Here is a 15,700-nt window from a genome sequence, read left to right as displayed (position 1 = left end):
AGGCGTACGCCGTACTGTTGTAGGAGCGGCCTTGTGTCGCGAAAGGGCCTCGAAGAGGCCCCGGCAATCTTCAGCCGATCATTTGCTTCAGCAATGCCGCATGACGCTGTTGCTGCTTCTTCAGCCGCAGGCGGTTCGAGCGGAATACCGCCTTCAAGTCTTCCAGCGCAACGTCGAAGTCATCGTTGATGATCACGTAGTCATACTCGTCGTAGTGCACCATCTCGCTGACCGCTTCCTTCATGCGCCCGGCGATGATCTCTTCGCTGTCCTGCCCGCGGCCATCCAGGCGTTCGCGCAGGGCCTGCTGGCTTGGCGGTAGGATGAACACCGACAAAGCCTCGGGCATCAGCTTGCGTACCTGCTGGGCGCCTTGCCAGTCGATTTCCAGGATCAGGTCATTGCCCTGGTCGAGTACCTCTTGCAGCGCGCTGCGCGAAGTCCCGTAGAAGTTGCCGAACACTTCGGCGTGTTCGAGGAAGTCACCCTTGGCGATCAGCCCCTTGAAGTCGTCATGGCTGACGAAGTGGTAGTTCACGCCGTGCTGCTCGCCCGGGCGCATGGCGCGGGTGGTGTGCGAGACCGAGACGCTTACGCGCTTGTCGGCCTTGATCAGGGCGGTGACCAGGCTGGTCTTGCCGGCGCCCGAAGGGGCCGAAACGATATAGAGGGTGCCGCTGCTGTGGTTCATGGTCGGGGTGGCCTTACTCGATGTTCTGTACTTGTTCACGCATCTGTTCGATCAATACCTTCAGGTTGACCGCCGCTTGCGTGCTGCGTGGGTCGAAGGCCTTGGAGCCGAGGGTGTTGGCCTCGCGGTTGAGTTCCTGCATCAGGAAGTCCAGGCGCCGGCCGGCGGCACCGCCACCCTTGAGCACTCGGCGCACTTCGGTGACGTGGGTGTTGAGGCGGTCGAGTTCCTCGGCCACGTCGCTCTTCTGGGCCAGCAATACCATCTCCTGCTCCAGGCGCTGTGGGTCGAGTTCGGCCTGCATGTCGCCGAAGCGGTCGAGGATCTTCTGCCGCTGAGCTGCCAGCATCTGCGGCACCAGGGCGCGCAGGGTGGTGACTTCGCTGGCCATGTTGTCCAGGCGTTCGTTGATCAGTCGGGCCAGTTCCTGGCCTTCACGCTGGCGCCCGGCCTTGAGCTCGGCCAGCGCTTGATCGAACAGCGCCATGGCTTCGGCATTCAGTGCCTGCGGGTCGCTGGCGTCGGCCACCAGCACGCCTGGCCACGACAGCACCTCCAGCGGGTTCAGTGGTGCCGGCTGCTTGATCAGGCCGGCCACTTCCTCGGCGGCGGCAACCAGCTGCGCGGCGCGCTCGCGGTCCACCTTCAGCGGTTTGCCGTTGCTGTCTTCGTTGAGGCGCAAAGTGCATTCCACCTTGCCCCGCGACAGGCCCTGGCGCAGGCCTTCGCGCACAGCGCCTTCGAGGTCGCGCAGGGCCTCGGGCAGGCGCAGGTGCGGCTCCAGGTAACGGTGGTTGACCGAACGCAGCTCCCAGACCAGGGTGCCTTGGCTGCCGGCGCGCTCGACACGAGCAAAAGCGGTCATGCTGTGCACCATGGGGAGTACCTCGCGTATATGAATGAACGGTGGGAGCCTCTCGGCTGCAAGGCGCAGGATTGTAGCGCAGTGGGGCCTTGGCGCCCAATCCACCCATGTTACCGACGGGTGGATTGGCCGGTAGGAAAAGGCGACGGGCTGTGGCGGGCGCGACAATAGGCATGTCTTCCCCGGGCCGTGGGCTCTATAATGCTCGGCAGATTCAAAGTCCCAGTACAGGTATCCCAGATGAAACGTCCAAGTGGTCGCGCCGCCGATCAGCTCCGCTCGATCCGCATCACCCGCAACTACACCAAGCACGCCGAAGGGTCGGTACTGGTCGAGTTCGGTGACACCAAAGTCATCTGCACGGTCAGCGTGGAAAACGGTGTGCCGCGCTTCCTCAAAGGCCAGGGCCAAGGCTGGCTGACCGCCGAATATGGCATGCTTCCGCGTTCCACCGGCGAGCGTAACCAGCGCGAAGCCAGCCGTGGCAAGCAGGGTGGCCGTACCCTGGAAATCCAGCGCCTGATCGGCCGTTCGCTGCGCGCCGCGCTGGACATGAGCAAGCTTGGTGACATCACCCTGTACGTCGACTGCGACGTGATCCAGGCCGATGGTGGCACCCGTACCGCGTCCATCACTGGTGCCATGGTCGCCCTGTGTGACGCCCTGGCGGTGATCAAGAAGCGCGGTGGCCTGAAGGCTGGCAACCCGCTCAAGCACATGATCGCCGCAGTGTCGGTGGGCATGTACCAGGGCGAAGCGGTGCTCGACCTGGACTACCTGGAAGACTCCGCAGCCGAAACCGACCTGAACGTGGTCATGACCAGCGCCGGTGGCTTCATCGAAGTGCAGGGTACTGCCGAAGGTGCGCCGTTCCAGCCTGAAGACTTCAACGCCATGCTCGCCCTGGCACAGAAGGGCATGAACGAGATCTTCGAACTGCAGCAGGCGGCACTGGCCGACTGACCCAGCCATGGAGGTGCGGGGCATGAGCGAATCGAACCTGTCGATCACCCCGCCCAATGCCGAAATCCGGCAGTGGGCGATGTTCTGCCACCTCTCCGCGCTGTTGGGTTTGGTGGTGCCGCTCGGGCACTTGCTGGGTCCGCTGGTGCTGTGGCACCTCAAGCGCGAGCAAGACCCTTTCATCGACGCCCAGGGCAAAGAGGCGCTGAATTTTCAGATCAGCGTGACCATTGCCGGGTTTATCTGCTTCCTGCTGATGTTCGTGTTCATCGGGCTGATGCTGTTCGCCATGCTGATGGTGGCGGTGCTGGTGCTGATCATCATTGCCGCGGTGCGGGCCAATGAAGGCAAGCCGTATCGCTACCCGATGATCTGGCGGCCGATCAAATAATGCTGGGGCTGCTTTGCAGCCCTATCGCGACACAAGGCCGCTCCTACAGGGGAATGCGTAATCCTGTAGGAGCGGCCTTGTGTCGCGATGGGCCGCAAAGCGGCCCCAATCGGCTTTTAGATGGTCAACGTCCAGTCATAGTCGACAATCAGCGGCGCATGCTGGGAGAAGCGCGGCTGACGCGGCAGGCGGGCGTTGCGCACGAAGCGACGCAGGCCCGGGGTGAGGATCTGGTAGTCGAACCGGTAGCCCAGGTTGAGCATCTCGGCCTGCTCGTTGTCCGGCCACCAGCTGTACTGGTCGCCCTCACGGCTGACTTCGCGCAAGGCATCGACGTAACCCATCTCGCCAGTGATCGCGTCCATCCAGGCACGCTCCGGAGCCAGGAAGCCCGGCGACTGCTGGCTGTCACGCCAGTTCTTGATGTCGAGCTTCTGCTGCGCCACGTAGAACGAGCCGCAGTAGATGTATTCGCGACGCTTGCGACGCTGTTTGTCCAGGTACTTGGCGAAGTCGTCCATCAACTTGAACTTCTGGTTCAAGTCTTCGTCGCCGTTCATACCCGAAGGCAGCAGCAGGCTGGCAATACTGACTTTGTCGAAATCTGCTTGCAGGTAACGCCCGTAGCGGTCGGCTGTCTCGAAGCCCAGGCCGGTGATGACTGCCTTGGGCTGCATGCGCGAATACAGGGCCACACCACCTTGGGCAGGCACCTCCGCGTCGCAGGCATAAAGGAAATAGCCATCGAGCTGGAAAGCTGGGTCATCGAGTTCAAAGGCCGAGGCGCGGGTATCCTGAAGGCAGATGACGTCGGCATTCTGGGCTTGCAGCCAGCTGAGCAAACCACGCTCGGCCGCAGCCTGAATGCCATTTACGTTCACACTGATGATCCGCATAAATGGCCCCAAAAATCTCGTGCGTGTATGATACCCGAGCTCAACCCATTTAGCTAAATCCGTGGTGTCCGGGACTATCCATGCAGCCGTATCAGCGCGACTTCATCCGTTTTGCCATCGATCGCGGGGTACTGCGTTTCGGTGAATTCACTCTGAAATCGGGGCGTACCAGCCCGTATTTCTTCAATGCCGGCCTGTTCAACACCGGTTCCGCCCTGGCCGAACTGGGCCGTTGCTATGCCGCAGCCATCGTCGACAGCAAGATCCCCTTCGACGTGTTGTTCGGCCCGGCCTACAAGGGTATCCCGCTGGCAGCGACTACTGCAGTGGCCCTTGCCGATCAGCATCAGCTCGATGTGCCATGGTGCTTCAACCGCAAGGAAGCCAAGGACCACGGTGAAGGTGGCAGCCTGGTCGGCGCACCGCTGGCCGGTGACGTGCTGATCATCGACGACGTGATCACTGCCGGTACCGCCATTCGTGAGGTCATGCAGATCATCAATGCCCAGCAGGCCAAGGCCGCTGGTGTGCTGATCGCGCTGAACCGCGAAGAGCGTGGCAATGGCGAGCTGTCGGCGATCCAGGAAGTGGAGCGTGACTTCGGTATTCCGGTGGTCAGCATCGTTTCTCTGACCCAGGTGCTGGAGTTCCTGGCCGATGACCCACAGCTGAAGCAGCATCTGCCAGCTGTCGAGGCTTACCGGGCGCAGTACGGTATCTGATCCGGGCCCGGAAATGAAAAAGGCGACCTTCGCATGAGGGTCGCCTTTTTTGTTTCGCCTGTCCCGGCCTCTTCGCGGGTAAGCCCGCTCCCACAGGATCTCCACAGCCCTCAAAGGCGGTGCTGTACCTGTGGGAGCGGTTTTACCCGCGAAGAGGCCGGGACAGGTTGACGATCAGCGCTGCTTGCGGTTGGTAATCAGGGTACCCACGCCGCTGTCGGTGAAGATCTCCAGCAGCACCGCATTCGGCACGCGGCCATCGATGATGTGCGAGCTGTTCACACCGCCCTGCACCGCATCCAGCGCGCACTTGATCTTCGGCAGCATGCCGCCGTAGATGGTGCCGTCGGCGATCAGTTCGTTGACCTGCTCGGTGGTCAAGCCGGTCAGTACCTCGCCCTGCTTGTCCATCAGGCCGGCGATGTTGGTCAGCAGCATCAGCTTTTCGGCCTTCAGCGCCTCGGCTACCTTGCCTGCCACCAAGTCGGCGTTGATGTTGTACGACTCACCGTTGGCACCTACGCCGATCGGCGCGATCACCGGGATGAAGTCACCCTTCACCAGCATGTTCAGCAGGTCAGTGTTCACGCTGACCACTTCGCCAACGTGGCCGATGTCGATGATTTCCGGGGTGGTCATCTCGGGCGTCTGGCGGCTGACCGTCAGCTTGCGGGCGCGGATCAGCTCCGCGTCCTTGCCGGTCAGGCCGATGGCGCTGCCGCCGTGGCGGTTGATCAGGTTGACGATGTCCTTGTTGACCTGGCCGCCCAGCACCATCTCCACCACGTCCATGGTCGCCGAGTCGGTGACGCGCATGCCGTCGATGAAGTGGCTTTCGATCGACAGGCGCTTGAGCAGGTCGCCGATCTGCGGGCCACCACCGTGGACCACCACCGGGTTGATGCCCACAGCCTTCATCAGCACGATGTCACGGGCGAAGCCGGTCTTGAGCTCCTCGCTCTCCATCGCGTTGCCGCCGTACTTGATCACCAAGGTCTTGCCGACAAAGCGGCGGATGTAAGGCAGTGCTTCGGACAAAACTTCGGCTACATGGGAAGCGGCATCGCGATCGAGGGTCATGCAGGGCTCCTGTAAGGAACAGATAGTCGGTCAGAACGGCAGTTGCAGCTCAGGCTCAACCCGCAGCAACTGGGTACGGAAAACATCCTTGATACGTTGCAATTCGGCGTCGCTGTCGGCCTCGAAGCGCAGCACCAGCACCGGGGTGGTGTTGGAGGCGCGAACCAGGCCCCAGCCGTGGGCGTAGTCCACCCGCACACCGTCGATGGTGGTCAGGTTGGCTTCGCCCCAGTCGGCGTCGCGTTGCAGTGCATCAATGATGCTGAATTTACCCTCGTCGGTCACATCAATATTGATTTCCGGCGTGGAAATATCGTTCGGGAACGCGGCGAACAGGTTTTCGGCGCTCTGCCCGGCCTTGCTGAGGATCTCCAGCAGGCGCACGGCGCTGTAGATGCCGTCGTCGAAACCGTACCAGCGTTCCTTGATGAAGATGTGACCGCTCATCTCGCCGGCCAGCAACGAGCCGGTCTGCTTCATCTTCTTCTTGATCAGCGAATGGCCGGTCTTCCACATCAGTGCGCGGCCGCCGTGCTGCTCGATCAGTGGGGTCAGGCGACGGGTGCATTTGACGTCGAAGATGATCTCGGCGCCCGGATTGCGCGACAGCACGTCCTGGGCAAACAGCATCAGCAGGCGGTCGGGGTAGACGATGCTGCCGGTGTTGGTCACCACGCCGACGCGGTCGCCGTCACCGTCGAAGGCCAGGCCGATGTCGGCGCCGGTTTCCTTGACCTTGGCGATAAGGTCTTCGAGGTTTTCCGGCTTGCCCGGGTCCGGGTGGTGGTTGGGGAAGTTGCCGTCGACCTCGCAGAACAGCGGGATCACTTCGCAGCCCAGGGCTTCGATCAATTGCGGCGCGACCACCCCGGCGGCACCGTTGCCGCAGTCCACGACCACCTTGAGCTTCCTGGCCAGCTTTACGTCCTCGACGATCTGCTGGAAGTAGCGGTCAAGAATCTCGACCTTTTCCACGCGGCCTTCGGCGCGGGTCAGGTCGTTGGTTTTCAAACGGGTCAGCAGGGCCTGGATCTGTTCGTTGGCCAGGGTATCGCCGGCAATGACGATCTTGAAGCCGTTGTAGTCCGACGGGTTGTGGCTGCCGGTCAGCATCACACCAGACTTGCCGGCCAGCACGTTGGCTGCGTAGTACAGCGCCGGGGTGGGCACCAGGCCGACGTCGCTGACATGGCAACCGGCATCGACCAGGCCCTTGATCAGCTGTTCGACCAGCATCGGGCCGGACAGGCGGCCATCGCGGCCGACCGAAACCTGGGGTTCGCCCTGTGCCAGGCTCTGCGCGCCGATGGCGCGGCCGATCCAGTAGGCGGTTTCGGCGTGAAGGGTCTTGCCGACCACGCCGCGAATGTCATACGCGCGGAAAATGCTGTCTGGCAGTGCGGCGGGTGCCAGGTGGGCCATGTCGTTCATCTCTGGAAGCTCCATTAGTCAAAGGCTTTCTGGGCAGGCGCAAACTGAACGCTTGGACGGTGGTTTCGCCAGAGAGTTCGCCATCCTTGGCCTGAACGGTCATTTCTCGGCTCAGTGGCTGCCGGAATGGCCGAAGCCGCCAGCGCCGCGCTGGCTTTCATCGAACGCTTCGACGATGTCGAAATGGGCCTGTACCACCGGTACCAGCACCAGCTGGGCAATGCGCTCGCCAACGGCGATGGTGAACGGGGTGTTGCCGCGGTTCCAGCACGACACCATCAACTCGCCCTGGTAGTCCGAGTCGATCAGCCCGACCAGGTTGCCCAGCACGATGCCGTGCTTATGGCCCAGGCCCGAGCGCGGCAGGATCACCGCCGCCAGGCCCGGGTCGCCGATGTAGATCGACAGGCCTGTGGGGATCAGCAGGGTCTGGCCTGGCTCGAGGACTGTGTCTTCCTTGAGCAGGGCGCGCAGGTCCAGGCCGGCGGAGCCAGGGGTGGCGTACTGCGGCAGTGGGAATTCGGTGCCCAGGCGTGGGTCGAGGATCTTGGCTTGAAGAGCGTGCATGTAACTTATTGAACCTGATTGAGCCGTTCGGCGATGAAGGCGACCAGTTGCCGGGCAATCTTGCCCTTGCTGGTCTGCGCGAAGAGGGTCTGGTGCTGCTGGCGGTCGATCACGGTCAAGGCGTTTTCCTCGCTGTTGAAGCCGATGCTGGGGTTGGCCACATCATTGGCGACGATCAGGTCGAGGTTCTTGTCCTTGAGCTTGCGCGTGGCGTAATCGAGCAAGTGTTCGGTCTCGGCGGCGAAGCCGACGCTGAACGGGCGGTCGGCGCGGCCAGCGATGGTGGCAAGGATATCGGGATTGCGCACCATCTGCAGCAGCATGCCGTCGCCGGTCGTAGGATCTTTCTTGAGTTTTTGCGTGGCAACGACTTCCGGGCGGTAGTCCGCAACCGCCGCAGAGGCGATGAACAGGTCGCACGGCATGGCCGCTTCACAGGCCGCGAGCATGTCCCGCGCGCTGACCACGTCGATCCGGCTGACCCGGTCGGGGGTCGGCAAGTGCACCGGGCCGGTGACGAGGGTGACCCGAGCCCCGGCCTCGGCGGCCGCTTCGGCCAGGGCGAAGCCCATCTTGCCGGAGCTATGATTGGTGATGTAGCGCACCGGGTCGATGTTTTCCTGGGTCGGGCCGGCAGTGATCAGCACGTGCTTGCCGGTCAGTGCCTGGCGCTTGAAGCTTTCCGCGGCACACCAGGCCAGGTCGGTGGCTTCGAGCATGCGGCCCAGGCCAACGTCGCCACAGGCCTGGCTGCCGGATGCCGGGCCGAACACCTGGATGCCCCGGCTCTTGAGCAGTTCGAGGTTGGCCTGGGTGGCCGGGTCGCGCCACATGGCCTGGTTCATGGCCGGGGCCACGGCGACGGTGGCATCGGTAGCCAGTACCAAGGTGGTCAGCAGGTCGTCGGCCATGCCTTGGGCCATACGCGCCATAAGGTCGGCGGTGGCCGGGGCGATCAGCACCAGGTCGGCCCACTTGGCCAGTTCGATGTGGCCCATGGCCGCTTCGGCGGCAGGGTCGAGCAGGTCCATGTGCACCGGGTGGCCCGACAGCGCCTGCAGGGTCAGCGGGGTGATGAACTCTGCACCACCACGGGTCATGACGACGCGCACCTGCGCGCCGTGCTCCAGGAGTCGGCGAATCAGTTCGGCGCTTTTGTAGGCGGCAATGCCGCCACCCACGCCGAGAACGATGCGCTTGCGATACAGCCGCTGCATAGGCTTGCCTTTTTCCAGTGAGAGCGGGCGGCGACGTTTGAAGATGCCTGCGGCAGAACGTCGCATGTACGAGGCGAAATAGATTAACACAGGGCCGAAATGGGCCGCAGCAAGGGCAGAGGGACGGGATGAATATCAGGGAGTGGCCGGCTGAAGAGCGGCCGAGAGAGAAGTTGCTGCAGCGTGGGGCCGCAAGCCTGACGGATACGGAATTGCTTGCTGTGTTTCTCGGCTCAGGTGTGCGTGGGCGCAATGTCGTGGAGTTGGCGCGAGGTCTGCTCGTGAAGTTCGGAGGCTTGCGCCAGTTGCTGGAGGCCGACCGTGAGGCCTTCGTCGGTGAGCTTGGGTTGGGCCCGGTGAGGTACAGCCAGCTGCAGGCGCTGCTGGAGATCGGGCGCAGGCATCTTGCAACGTCAATTGAGCGTGAATCCGCGATGGACAGCCCGGCAACGGTGAGGCGCTATCTGAAAGCGATGCTGCGACATGAGGTCAGCGAGGTGTTTGGATGCCTGTTTCTCGATACCAAGCACAGGCCGTTGGCGTTTGAAATCCTCTTCCGAGGCACGATAGATCGGGCCAGTGTCTACCCGCGGGAAGTGGTGCGGCGGGCATTGCTGCATAACGCAGCGGCCTTGATCCTGTGCCACAACCACCCCTCGGGCAACAGTGAGCCCAGCCAGGACGATGTGCATTTGACCCTGTCGTTGAAGCGAGGGCTGGCGTTGATCGATGTGCGGGTGCTGGATCACATCATCATCGGTGACGGGGAGCCGCTGTCGATGGTCGAGCATGGGTGGATTGTGGCTTAGGCAATTGTGCTGCCTGTCCCGGCCCTTTCGCGGGTAAACCCGCTCCCACAGGGATAGCGCCATGTTGAAAGTTGGCGCGGTCCCGCGAAGAGGCCGGTGCAGGCTTACTTGCTCACTGACACCTTGCTGAAATCCTGCCGCCCGAACGGGCTCACCTGATAGCCCTCCACCCCTTGGCGCAGCAGTGCCGCCGCCGTCGGATGCGCCAGCGGCACCCACAGCGCCTGCTGCTGAATCAAGGTTTGCGCCTGCTGGTACAGCCGGCTGCGCACGCTCTGGTCGTTGGTGGTGCGCCCGGCGCTGATCAACTGGTCCAGGCGGCTGTCGCAGAAGCGTGCGAAGTTGGTCCCCGACTGCACCGCCGCGCAGGAAAACTGCGGGCTGAGGAAGTTGTCCGGATCGCCGTTGTCACCCGCCCAGCCCATGAACAGCAAGTCATGCTCGCCCGCCTTGGCGCGGCGGATCAGCTCGCCCCACTCGATCACGCGGATCTCGGCCTTGATGCCGATCTTGGCCAGGTCGGCCTGCAGCATCTGCGCACCGAGGCTGGGGTTGGGGTTGAGCAGGCTGCCCGACGGGCGGGTCCAGATCGTGGTGCTGAAGCCCTCGGCCAGGCCAGCCTTGGTCAGCAGGGCCTTGGCTTTTTTCAGGTCCAGCGGGTAGCCGGGCAGGTCCTTGGCGTAGCTCCAGGTGTTGGGTGGGTAGGGGCCGTTGGCCGCCACCGCGGAGTCTTCGAACACGGCCTTGAGGTAGGCCTGCTTGTCGAAGGCCAGGTTGATGGCCTGGCGCACTTCCGGCTTGTCCAGCGGTGGGTGCTGGCTGTTGATGGCGACGAAAGCGGTCATGAACGCCGGCGTGGTGGCCACCTTGAGGTTGCCGTCCTTGCCGGCTTCGGCAATGTCCAGCGGCTTGGGCGACAACGCGACCTGGCACTCGCCACGCTTGAGCTTCTGGAGGCGCACGTTGGCATCGGTGGTGATGGCGAAGATCAGCGGGTCGACCGCCGGCTTGCCGCCGAAGTAGTCGGGGTTGGCGCGGTAGCGCACCACGGCGTCTTTCTGGAAACGCTGGAAGATGAACGGCCCGGTGCCGACCGGCTGGCTGTTGAGCTTCTCCGGCGTGCCGACCTTGAGCAGCTTGTCGGCGTACTCGGCTGAATAGATCGAGGCGAAGCCCATGCTCAGGGTGGCCAGGAAGGTGGCGTCCGGGTGGCTGAGGGTGAAGCGCACGGTGTTCGGTGCCGGCGCCTCGATCGCCTTGATCAGGCTGCCCAGTTGCAGCGACTGGGCATGCGGGTAGCCGCCCGGCGCGGTCTTGTGCCAGGCATGGGCGGGGTAGAGCATGCGCTGGAAGCTGAACAGCACATCGTCGGCGTTCATTGCGCGGCTTGGCTTGAAGTAGGCGGTGGTGTGGAATTTCACGTCATCGCGCAGGGTGAAGTCGTAGATCAGGCCATCGGCCGATACCGTCCAGCTGGCCGCCAGGCTCGGCACCACCTTGCCTTGCGCCGCGTCGAACTCCACCAGGCGGTTCATCAGCACATCGGCCGTGGCGTTGGTGGTGGTCAGCGAGTTGTACTGCACCACGTCGAAGCCTTCGGGGCTGGCCTCGCTGCAGACGCTCAGCGGGGCGGCCTGGGCAACGCCGGCGGCGAACAGGGCGCCTGCGGCGAACAAGGAGTTGAACAATAAGGAAAGGGCGGCAGCACGCATGGTGGCTCCTTGGCTGTCAGTGGCCCATCTGCCAGTGCAGTCTGGAAAAGGCCTACCCTAGTGTGCTCGTAGGGAAATGACCACACCCTTTTTTACAAAACTGGCGACGAGCGGTCGACGGCTGGCGGGGCCTGCCGCTATGCTGGCCCGGCGCGCTTGGCCGGCGCCGGAAACGTATCTTCTGTTGTTGTGGCCAAGTCTTTCTGGTATAAAGCAGCGCTCTTTTCTAGGGGCTCGGCCTGTCGCGTCAGCGTATCCGGTCGGTAAGACCTCCAGAATCACGGCGCCCAGGCGCCAAAGACTGAGAGATTAAGCGGCCAACCCATGCCGGGTTGGGCATGTGGTTTTAGAGGGCTGAGTCATGTCGAGAGTCTGTCAAGTTACTGGTAAGGGTCCAGTAACCGGGAACAACATTTCCCACGCAAACAACAAAACCCGTCGTCGTTTCCTGCCGAACCTGCAGCACCACCGTTTCTGGGTTGAATCCGAGAAGCGTTTCGTGCGTCTGCGCGTATCTGCCAAAGGCATGCGCGTCATTGACAAGCGTGGTATCGACGTAGTGCTGGCCGAGCTGCGCGCTCGCGGCGAAAAGTTCTAAGGAGAACGTCATGCGTGAATTGATCCGTCTGGTTTCGAGTGCTGGCACTGGCCACTTCTACACCACCGACAAGAACAAGCGCACCACTCCGGACAAAATCGAGATCAAGAAATACGATCCGGTTGTTCGCAAGCACGTGGTGTACAAGGAAGCCAAGATCAAGTAATTGATCGGCGACCTGAAAAAACCCGCCTCCGAAAGGATGCGGGTTTTTTTTTGCCTGTTCGGGCCTCAGATCATTTCTGCTCGAACATCACATAGATCTTGCGGCAAGGCTCCAGCACCTCCCAGGTGCCCTTGAACCCCGCCGGGATGACAAACCGGTCACCGGCACGCAAAGTCTTGGCCCCACCATCCTGGTCACGCAGCACCGAAACGCCTTGGACGATCTCGCAGTACTCATGCTCGGTGTAGTTCACCGTCCACTGCCCCACCTCGCCTTCCCACACGCCTGCAGCAAACTGCCCGCAGGGGCTGGAATAATGGTTGTAGACCGCCTGGTCTGGCTCGCCCTTGAGGATTTTTTCAGCTGCCGGGCGGTAGCGTTCGGCCTCGGTGATGACCTGCGCGAAGTCGATGATGCTGTCGATGCTCATGGTGCGGCTCCTGTTTTTGTTTAATAAAATGCACATCAGTAGGCTTTTGAGCCTTCTGTGTCAAATATATTGATAGTTTACCCGGGCTGGTTTAGGGTATCGCTTGCCAGTGTGCGCTCGTCGCCCGGCCAGAATTCTGACAACGCCTGTGAGTCCTCAGTGCGGCGTTGCACCTAAACAAGAGGAGGAGTTTCGTATGACCACCCTGACTCGTGCGGACTGGGAACAACGTGCCCAGCAACTGAAGATCGAAGGCCGTGCCTTCATCAACGGCGAATACACCGATGCCGCATCCGGTGAAACCTTCGAGTGCCTGAGCCCGGTCGACGGACGCTTCCTGGCCAAGGTTGCCAGCTGCGATTTGGCCGATGCCAACCGCGCTGTGGAAAACGCCCGTGCCACCTTCAACTCCGGCGTGTGGTCGCAGCTGGCTCCGGCCAAGCGCAAGGCCAAGCTGATCCGCTTCGCCGACCTGCTACGCAAGAACGTCGAAGAGCTGGCGCTGCTGGAAACCCTGGACATGGGCAAGCCGATCGGCGACTCCTCCAGCATCGACGTACCTGGCGCGGCCAATGCCATCCATTGGACTGCCGAAGCCATCGACAAGGTTTACGACGAAGTCGCCCCGACTCCGCATGACCAGCTCGGCCTGGTTACCCGCGAAGCGGTGGGTGTGGTCGGTGCCATCGTACCGTGGAACTTCCCGCTGCTGATGGCCTGCTGGAAGCTCGGCCCGGCACTGGCCACCGGTAACTCGGTAGTGCTCAAGCCGTCTGAAAAATCGCCGCTGACTGCCATTCGCATTGCCCAGCTGGCCATCGAAGCCGGTATCCCGGCTGGCGTGCTGAACGTGCTGCCAGGCTACGGCCACACCGTGGGCAAGGCCCTGGCCCTGCACATGGACGTCGACACCCTGGTATTCACCGGTTCGACCAAGATCGCCAAGCAGCTGATGGTTTATGCGGGCGAATCGAACATGAAGCGCATCTGGCTGGAAGCCGGCGGCAAGAGCCCGAACATCGTCTTCGCCGACGCTCCGGACCTGCAAGCTGCCGCCGAAGCTGCCGCCAGCGCCATCGCCTTCAACCAGGGCGAAGTGTGCACCGCCGGCTCGCGCCTGCTGGTCGAGCGTTCGATCAAGGACAAGTTCCTGCCAATGGTGGTCGAGGCCCTGAAAGGCTGGAAGCCAGGCAACCCGCTGGACCCACAGACCACTGTCGGTGCCCTGGTCGACACCCAGCAGATGAACACAGTGCTGTCGTACATCGAAGCTGGCCACAAGGACGGTGCCAAGCTGGTGGCTGGCGGCAAGCGTACCCTGGAAGAAACTGGTGGCACCTATGTAGAGCCGACCATCTTCGACGGCGTGACCAACGCCATGAAGATCGCCCAGGAAGAAATCTTTGGCCCGGTGTTGTCGGTGATCGCCTTCGATACCGCAGAAGAAGCCGTCGCCATTGCCAACGACACGCCGTATGGCCTGGCCGCTGGCATCTGGACCTCGGACATCTCCAAGGCCCACAAGACCGCCCGTGCCGTGCGTGCTGGCAGCGTCTGGGTCAACCAATACGACGGCGGCGACATGACCGCGCCATTCGGTGGCTTCAAGCAGTCGGGCAACGGCCGTGACAAGTCGCTGCATGCACTGGAGAAGTACACCGAGCTGAAGGCGACCTGGATCAAGCTGTAATCGTAAGGGGCCGCTTTGCGGCCCAATCGCCGGCAAGCCAGCTCCCACAAGTTATTCGCAGCCCTTGAGGCCAGTGCTGTACCTGTGGGAGCTGGCTTGCCGGCGATGGGCTGCACAGCAGCCCCAACAATAGCCGGGTCGGCTCACGCTGCCCCGGCTTCGTCGTTTTTGCTGTTCAAGAATTCTGCCTGGGAGGCTGCAATGCGTTGGGGTACCTACTTCGCCGTACTGGCATCGGTGCTAAGCGTCGGGCTGGCACTCGGCGTGAGCATGCCGCTGGTATCCCTGCGCCTGGAAGCCTGGGGCTACGGCAGCTTCGCCATCGGTGTGATGGCCGCGATGCCGGCGCTGGGTGTACTGCTGGGTGCCAGCCTGGCCAGTCGCCTGGCCGGCTGGGTCGGCGTGCCCTCGGCCATGCGCCTGTGCCTTTGGGGCGGGGCGCTGTCGATCGGCCTGGTCGCACTGCTGCCTAGCTACCCGCTGTGGCTGCTGTTGCGCCTGCTGATCGGCATGTCGCTGACTGTGGTGTTCATCCTCGGCGAAAGCTGGATCAACCAACTGGTGGTCGAGCAATGGCGTGGCCGCCTGGTGGCGCTGTATGGCAGCAGCTACGCCCTCAGCCAGTTGGCCGGGCCGCTGGTGCTGGGCTTTCTCGGCTCGGATGACGACTTCGGCTTCTGGGCCGCGACCGGCCTGCTGCTGGTCGCGCCGCTGATTCTCCTTGGCCGTGGCGGTGCGCCCAGCACAGAGGCTTGCAGCGTCACCTTCGGCGACCTGTTCGCCTTCTGCCGGCGTTTGCCGGTGATCGCCTGGGCCATTGCCCTGTTTGCCTCGTTCGAGGCAATGATCCTGACCTTGTTGCCGGTGTATTGCCTGCAGCAGGGCTTCAGCACCGAAATCGCCCTGTTCATGGTCAGTACCGTGGTGGTGGGCGATGCGGTGCTGCAGCTGCCCATCGGCGCGCTGGCCGATCACATGTCGCGGCGTACCCTGTTCACCGGCTGTGCGGTGACCCTGCTGGTATCCAGCCTGGCGATTCCGCTGCTGCTGCATACACCGGCGATCTGGCCGTTGTGGGTACTGTTCGGCGCCAGTGCCGGGGGCTTGTTCACCTTGTCGCTGGTGCTGATTGGCGAGCGCTACCGCGATGATGAACTGGTGCGGGCCAATGCCCATGTGGCGCAGCTATGGGGTATTGGCTGCCTGCTCGGGCCGTTGTTGGCCGGGGCAGGCAGCCAGTGGATCAGCGGGCATGCGTTGCCGTTGCTCATGGCTGCGGGGGCTGCGGGGTTGGTGGTGTTGACCCGGCGGCGCGGGGCCTTCGAGCCTGCTTCTGCCTGAGGCATTTTTGGGGCCGCTTTGCGGCCCATCGCGACGCAAGGCCGCTTGTATGGTGATACTCGAAGGGGTGGTGGGACGAAAAAGCCGAATCTGACTGTTCACAGCAGTACAGACCGTGGGAGAACTCGCCC

Annotated in this window: 16 protein-coding genes and 1 pseudogene; 8 read left to right on the top strand and 9 right to left on the bottom strand. The window is 62.7% G+C overall.

Features of this window, described 5'->3' with window-relative positions; all coding sequences use genetic code 11:
• Window positions 1–70 precede the first annotated feature (70 nt).
• Both gmk and IRZ77_RS04280 read right to left on the bottom strand, forming a co-directional pair.
• A complete protein-coding gene (gene gmk, locus IRZ77_RS04285) occupies window positions 71–691 on the bottom strand; it encodes a guanylate kinase (RefSeq protein ID WP_046613697.1) in 621 nt (206 codons plus the stop codon).
• A gap of 13 nt (window positions 692–704) precedes the next feature.
• Window positions 705–1,568 (bottom strand): YicC/YloC family endoribonuclease, encoded by an 864-nt coding sequence (locus IRZ77_RS04280; RefSeq protein WP_046613696.1) that lies wholly within the window; start codon window positions 1,566–1,568, stop codon window positions 705–707.
• 228 nt (window positions 1,569–1,796) lie between these two features.
• Here IRZ77_RS04280 and rph point away from each other — a divergent pair, with 228 nt between their 5' ends.
• On the top strand, window positions 1,797–2,519 hold the full coding sequence (gene rph, locus IRZ77_RS04275; RefSeq protein WP_046613695.1) for a ribonuclease PH: 723 nt from the start codon (window positions 1,797–1,799) through the stop codon (window positions 2,517–2,519).
• 22 nt (window positions 2,520–2,541) lie between these two features.
• Window positions 2,542–2,910, top strand: coding sequence for a DUF4870 domain-containing protein (locus IRZ77_RS04270; protein ID WP_046613694.1), 369 nt, complete (start codon window positions 2,542–2,544; stop codon window positions 2,908–2,910).
• A 116-nt stretch (window positions 2,911–3,026) separates the two neighbouring features.
• Here the strand turns inward: IRZ77_RS04270 and IRZ77_RS04265 are convergent, their stop codons facing one another.
• Window positions 3,027–3,806, bottom strand: a complete 780-nt coding sequence (locus IRZ77_RS04265; protein WP_003253401.1) for an exodeoxyribonuclease III — start codon at window positions 3,804–3,806, stop codon at window positions 3,027–3,029.
• A gap of 80 nt (window positions 3,807–3,886) precedes the next feature.
• Here IRZ77_RS04265 and pyrE point away from each other — a divergent pair, with 80 nt between their 5' ends.
• On the top strand, window positions 3,887–4,528 hold the full coding sequence (pyrE, locus tag IRZ77_RS04260; protein WP_003253405.1) for an orotate phosphoribosyltransferase: 642 nt from the start codon (window positions 3,887–3,889) through the stop codon (window positions 4,526–4,528).
• Between the two features lie 174 nt (window positions 4,529–4,702).
• On the opposite strand, the gene argB is transcribed toward pyrE, so the two are convergent.
• From argB to coaBC, 4 genes and pseudogenes are all read right to left on the bottom strand, one after another.
• Window positions 4,703–5,608 carry an acetylglutamate kinase gene (argB, locus tag IRZ77_RS04255; protein ID WP_003258198.1) on the bottom strand — a complete coding sequence of 302 codons (906 nt, stop codon included), beginning with the start codon at window positions 5,606–5,608 and terminating at the stop codon, window positions 4,703–4,705.
• Window positions 5,609–5,638: 30 nt separating this feature from the next.
• Window positions 5,639–7,006: pseudogene (locus IRZ77_RS04250) on the bottom strand (phosphomannomutase/phosphoglucomutase); the annotation flags it as partial.
• A gap of 144 nt (window positions 7,007–7,150) precedes the next feature.
• The gene (gene dut / locus IRZ77_RS04245) at window positions 7,151–7,606 is read right to left on the bottom strand and encodes a dUTP diphosphatase (protein ID WP_015272329.1); all 456 of its coding nucleotides are present in this window, start codon (window positions 7,604–7,606) and stop codon (window positions 7,151–7,153) included.
• A gap of 5 nt (window positions 7,607–7,611) precedes the next feature.
• Complete coding sequence (gene coaBC, locus IRZ77_RS04240) at window positions 7,612–8,823, bottom strand: bifunctional phosphopantothenoylcysteine decarboxylase/phosphopantothenate--cysteine ligase CoaBC (protein ID WP_003253409.1); 1,212 nt, start codon at window positions 8,821–8,823, stop codon at window positions 7,612–7,614.
• Window positions 8,824–8,951: 128 nt separating this feature from the next.
• Here coaBC and radC point away from each other — a divergent pair, with 128 nt between their 5' ends.
• Window positions 8,952–9,632, top strand: a complete 681-nt coding sequence (radC, locus tag IRZ77_RS04235) for a RadC family protein (protein ID WP_046613692.1) — start codon at window positions 8,952–8,954, stop codon at window positions 9,630–9,632.
• A 104-nt stretch (window positions 9,633–9,736) separates the two neighbouring features.
• On the opposite strand, the gene IRZ77_RS04230 is transcribed toward radC, so the two are convergent.
• Window positions 9,737–11,344 carry an ABC transporter substrate-binding protein gene (locus IRZ77_RS04230; RefSeq protein WP_135002285.1) on the bottom strand — a complete coding sequence of 536 codons (1,608 nt, stop codon included), beginning with the start codon at window positions 11,342–11,344 and terminating at the stop codon, window positions 9,737–9,739.
• Window positions 11,345–11,705: 361 nt separating this feature from the next.
• Here IRZ77_RS04230 and rpmB point away from each other — a divergent pair, with 361 nt between their 5' ends.
• Window positions 11,706–11,942, top strand: a complete 237-nt coding sequence (gene rpmB, locus IRZ77_RS04225; protein WP_003258972.1) for a 50S ribosomal protein L28 — start codon at window positions 11,706–11,708, stop codon at window positions 11,940–11,942.
• A 10-nt stretch (window positions 11,943–11,952) separates the two neighbouring features.
• The gene (rpmG, locus tag IRZ77_RS04220; RefSeq protein ID WP_003253507.1) at window positions 11,953–12,108 is read left to right on the top strand and encodes a 50S ribosomal protein L33; all 156 of its coding nucleotides are present in this window, start codon (window positions 11,953–11,955) and stop codon (window positions 12,106–12,108) included.
• A 70-nt stretch (window positions 12,109–12,178) separates the two neighbouring features.
• On the opposite strand, the gene IRZ77_RS04215 is transcribed toward rpmG, so the two are convergent.
• Window positions 12,179–12,538, bottom strand: coding sequence for a cupin domain-containing protein (locus IRZ77_RS04215; RefSeq protein WP_003258971.1), 360 nt, complete (start codon window positions 12,536–12,538; stop codon window positions 12,179–12,181).
• Between the two features lie 196 nt (window positions 12,539–12,734).
• Between IRZ77_RS04215 and IRZ77_RS04210 the strand changes: the two genes are divergently transcribed.
• Window positions 12,735–14,228 carry an aldehyde dehydrogenase gene (locus tag IRZ77_RS04210; RefSeq protein ID WP_046613689.1) on the top strand — a complete coding sequence of 498 codons (1,494 nt, stop codon included), beginning with the start codon at window positions 12,735–12,737 and terminating at the stop codon, window positions 14,226–14,228.
• 201 nt (window positions 14,229–14,429) lie between these two features.
• Window positions 14,430–15,569 (top strand): MFS transporter, encoded by a 1,140-nt coding sequence (locus IRZ77_RS04205; protein WP_085601128.1) that lies wholly within the window; start codon window positions 14,430–14,432, stop codon window positions 15,567–15,569.
• Window positions 15,570–15,700: the final 131 nt, after the last annotated feature.

It is taken from the genome of Pseudomonas pudica, assembly GCF_015680405.1.
GTDB classification, from domain to species: domain Bacteria; phylum Pseudomonadota; class Gammaproteobacteria; order Pseudomonadales; family Pseudomonadaceae; genus Aquipseudomonas; species Aquipseudomonas pudica.
Note: the sequence above shows the minus strand (reverse complement) of the source record. Positions and strands in the feature narration are given on the sequence as shown.

Excerpts from the sequence above, each read along its gene's own strand:
- gmk (WP_046613697.1), bottom strand. The coding sequence starts at position 691 with ATGAACCACAGCAGCGGCACCCTCTATATCGTTTCGGCCCCTTCGGGC.
- IRZ77_RS04280 (WP_046613696.1), bottom strand. The coding sequence starts at position 1,568 with ATGGTGCACAGCATGACCGCTTTTGCTCGTGTCGAGCGCGCCGGCAGC.
- rph (WP_046613695.1), top strand. The coding sequence starts at position 1,797 with ATGAAACGTCCAAGTGGTCGCGCCGCCGATCAGCTCCGCTCGATCCGC.
- IRZ77_RS04270 (WP_046613694.1), top strand. The coding sequence starts at position 2,542 with ATGAGCGAATCGAACCTGTCGATCACCCCGCCCAATGCCGAAATCCGG.
- IRZ77_RS04265 (WP_003253401.1), bottom strand. The coding sequence starts at position 3,806 with ATGCGGATCATCAGTGTGAACGTAAATGGCATTCAGGCTGCGGCCGAG.
- pyrE (WP_003253405.1), top strand. The coding sequence starts at position 3,887 with ATGCAGCCGTATCAGCGCGACTTCATCCGTTTTGCCATCGATCGCGGG.
- argB (WP_003258198.1), bottom strand. The coding sequence starts at position 5,608 with ATGACCCTCGATCGCGATGCCGCTTCCCATGTAGCCGAAGTTTTGTCC.
- dut (WP_015272329.1), bottom strand. The coding sequence starts at position 7,606 with ATGCACGCTCTTCAAGCCAAGATCCTCGACCCACGCCTGGGCACCGAA.
- coaBC (WP_003253409.1), bottom strand. The coding sequence starts at position 8,823 with ATGCAGCGGCTGTATCGCAAGCGCATCGTTCTCGGCGTGGGTGGCGGC.
- radC (WP_046613692.1), top strand. The coding sequence starts at position 8,952 with ATGAATATCAGGGAGTGGCCGGCTGAAGAGCGGCCGAGAGAGAAGTTG.
- IRZ77_RS04230 (WP_135002285.1), bottom strand. The coding sequence starts at position 11,344 with ATGCGTGCTGCCGCCCTTTCCTTATTGTTCAACTCCTTGTTCGCCGCA.
- rpmB (WP_003258972.1), top strand. The coding sequence starts at position 11,706 with ATGTCGAGAGTCTGTCAAGTTACTGGTAAGGGTCCAGTAACCGGGAAC.
- rpmG (WP_003253507.1), top strand. The coding sequence starts at position 11,953 with ATGCGTGAATTGATCCGTCTGGTTTCGAGTGCTGGCACTGGCCACTTC.
- IRZ77_RS04215 (WP_003258971.1), bottom strand. The coding sequence starts at position 12,538 with ATGAGCATCGACAGCATCATCGACTTCGCGCAGGTCATCACCGAGGCC.
- IRZ77_RS04210 (WP_046613689.1), top strand. The coding sequence starts at position 12,735 with ATGACCACCCTGACTCGTGCGGACTGGGAACAACGTGCCCAGCAACTG.
- IRZ77_RS04205 (WP_085601128.1), top strand. The coding sequence starts at position 14,430 with ATGCGTTGGGGTACCTACTTCGCCGTACTGGCATCGGTGCTAAGCGTC.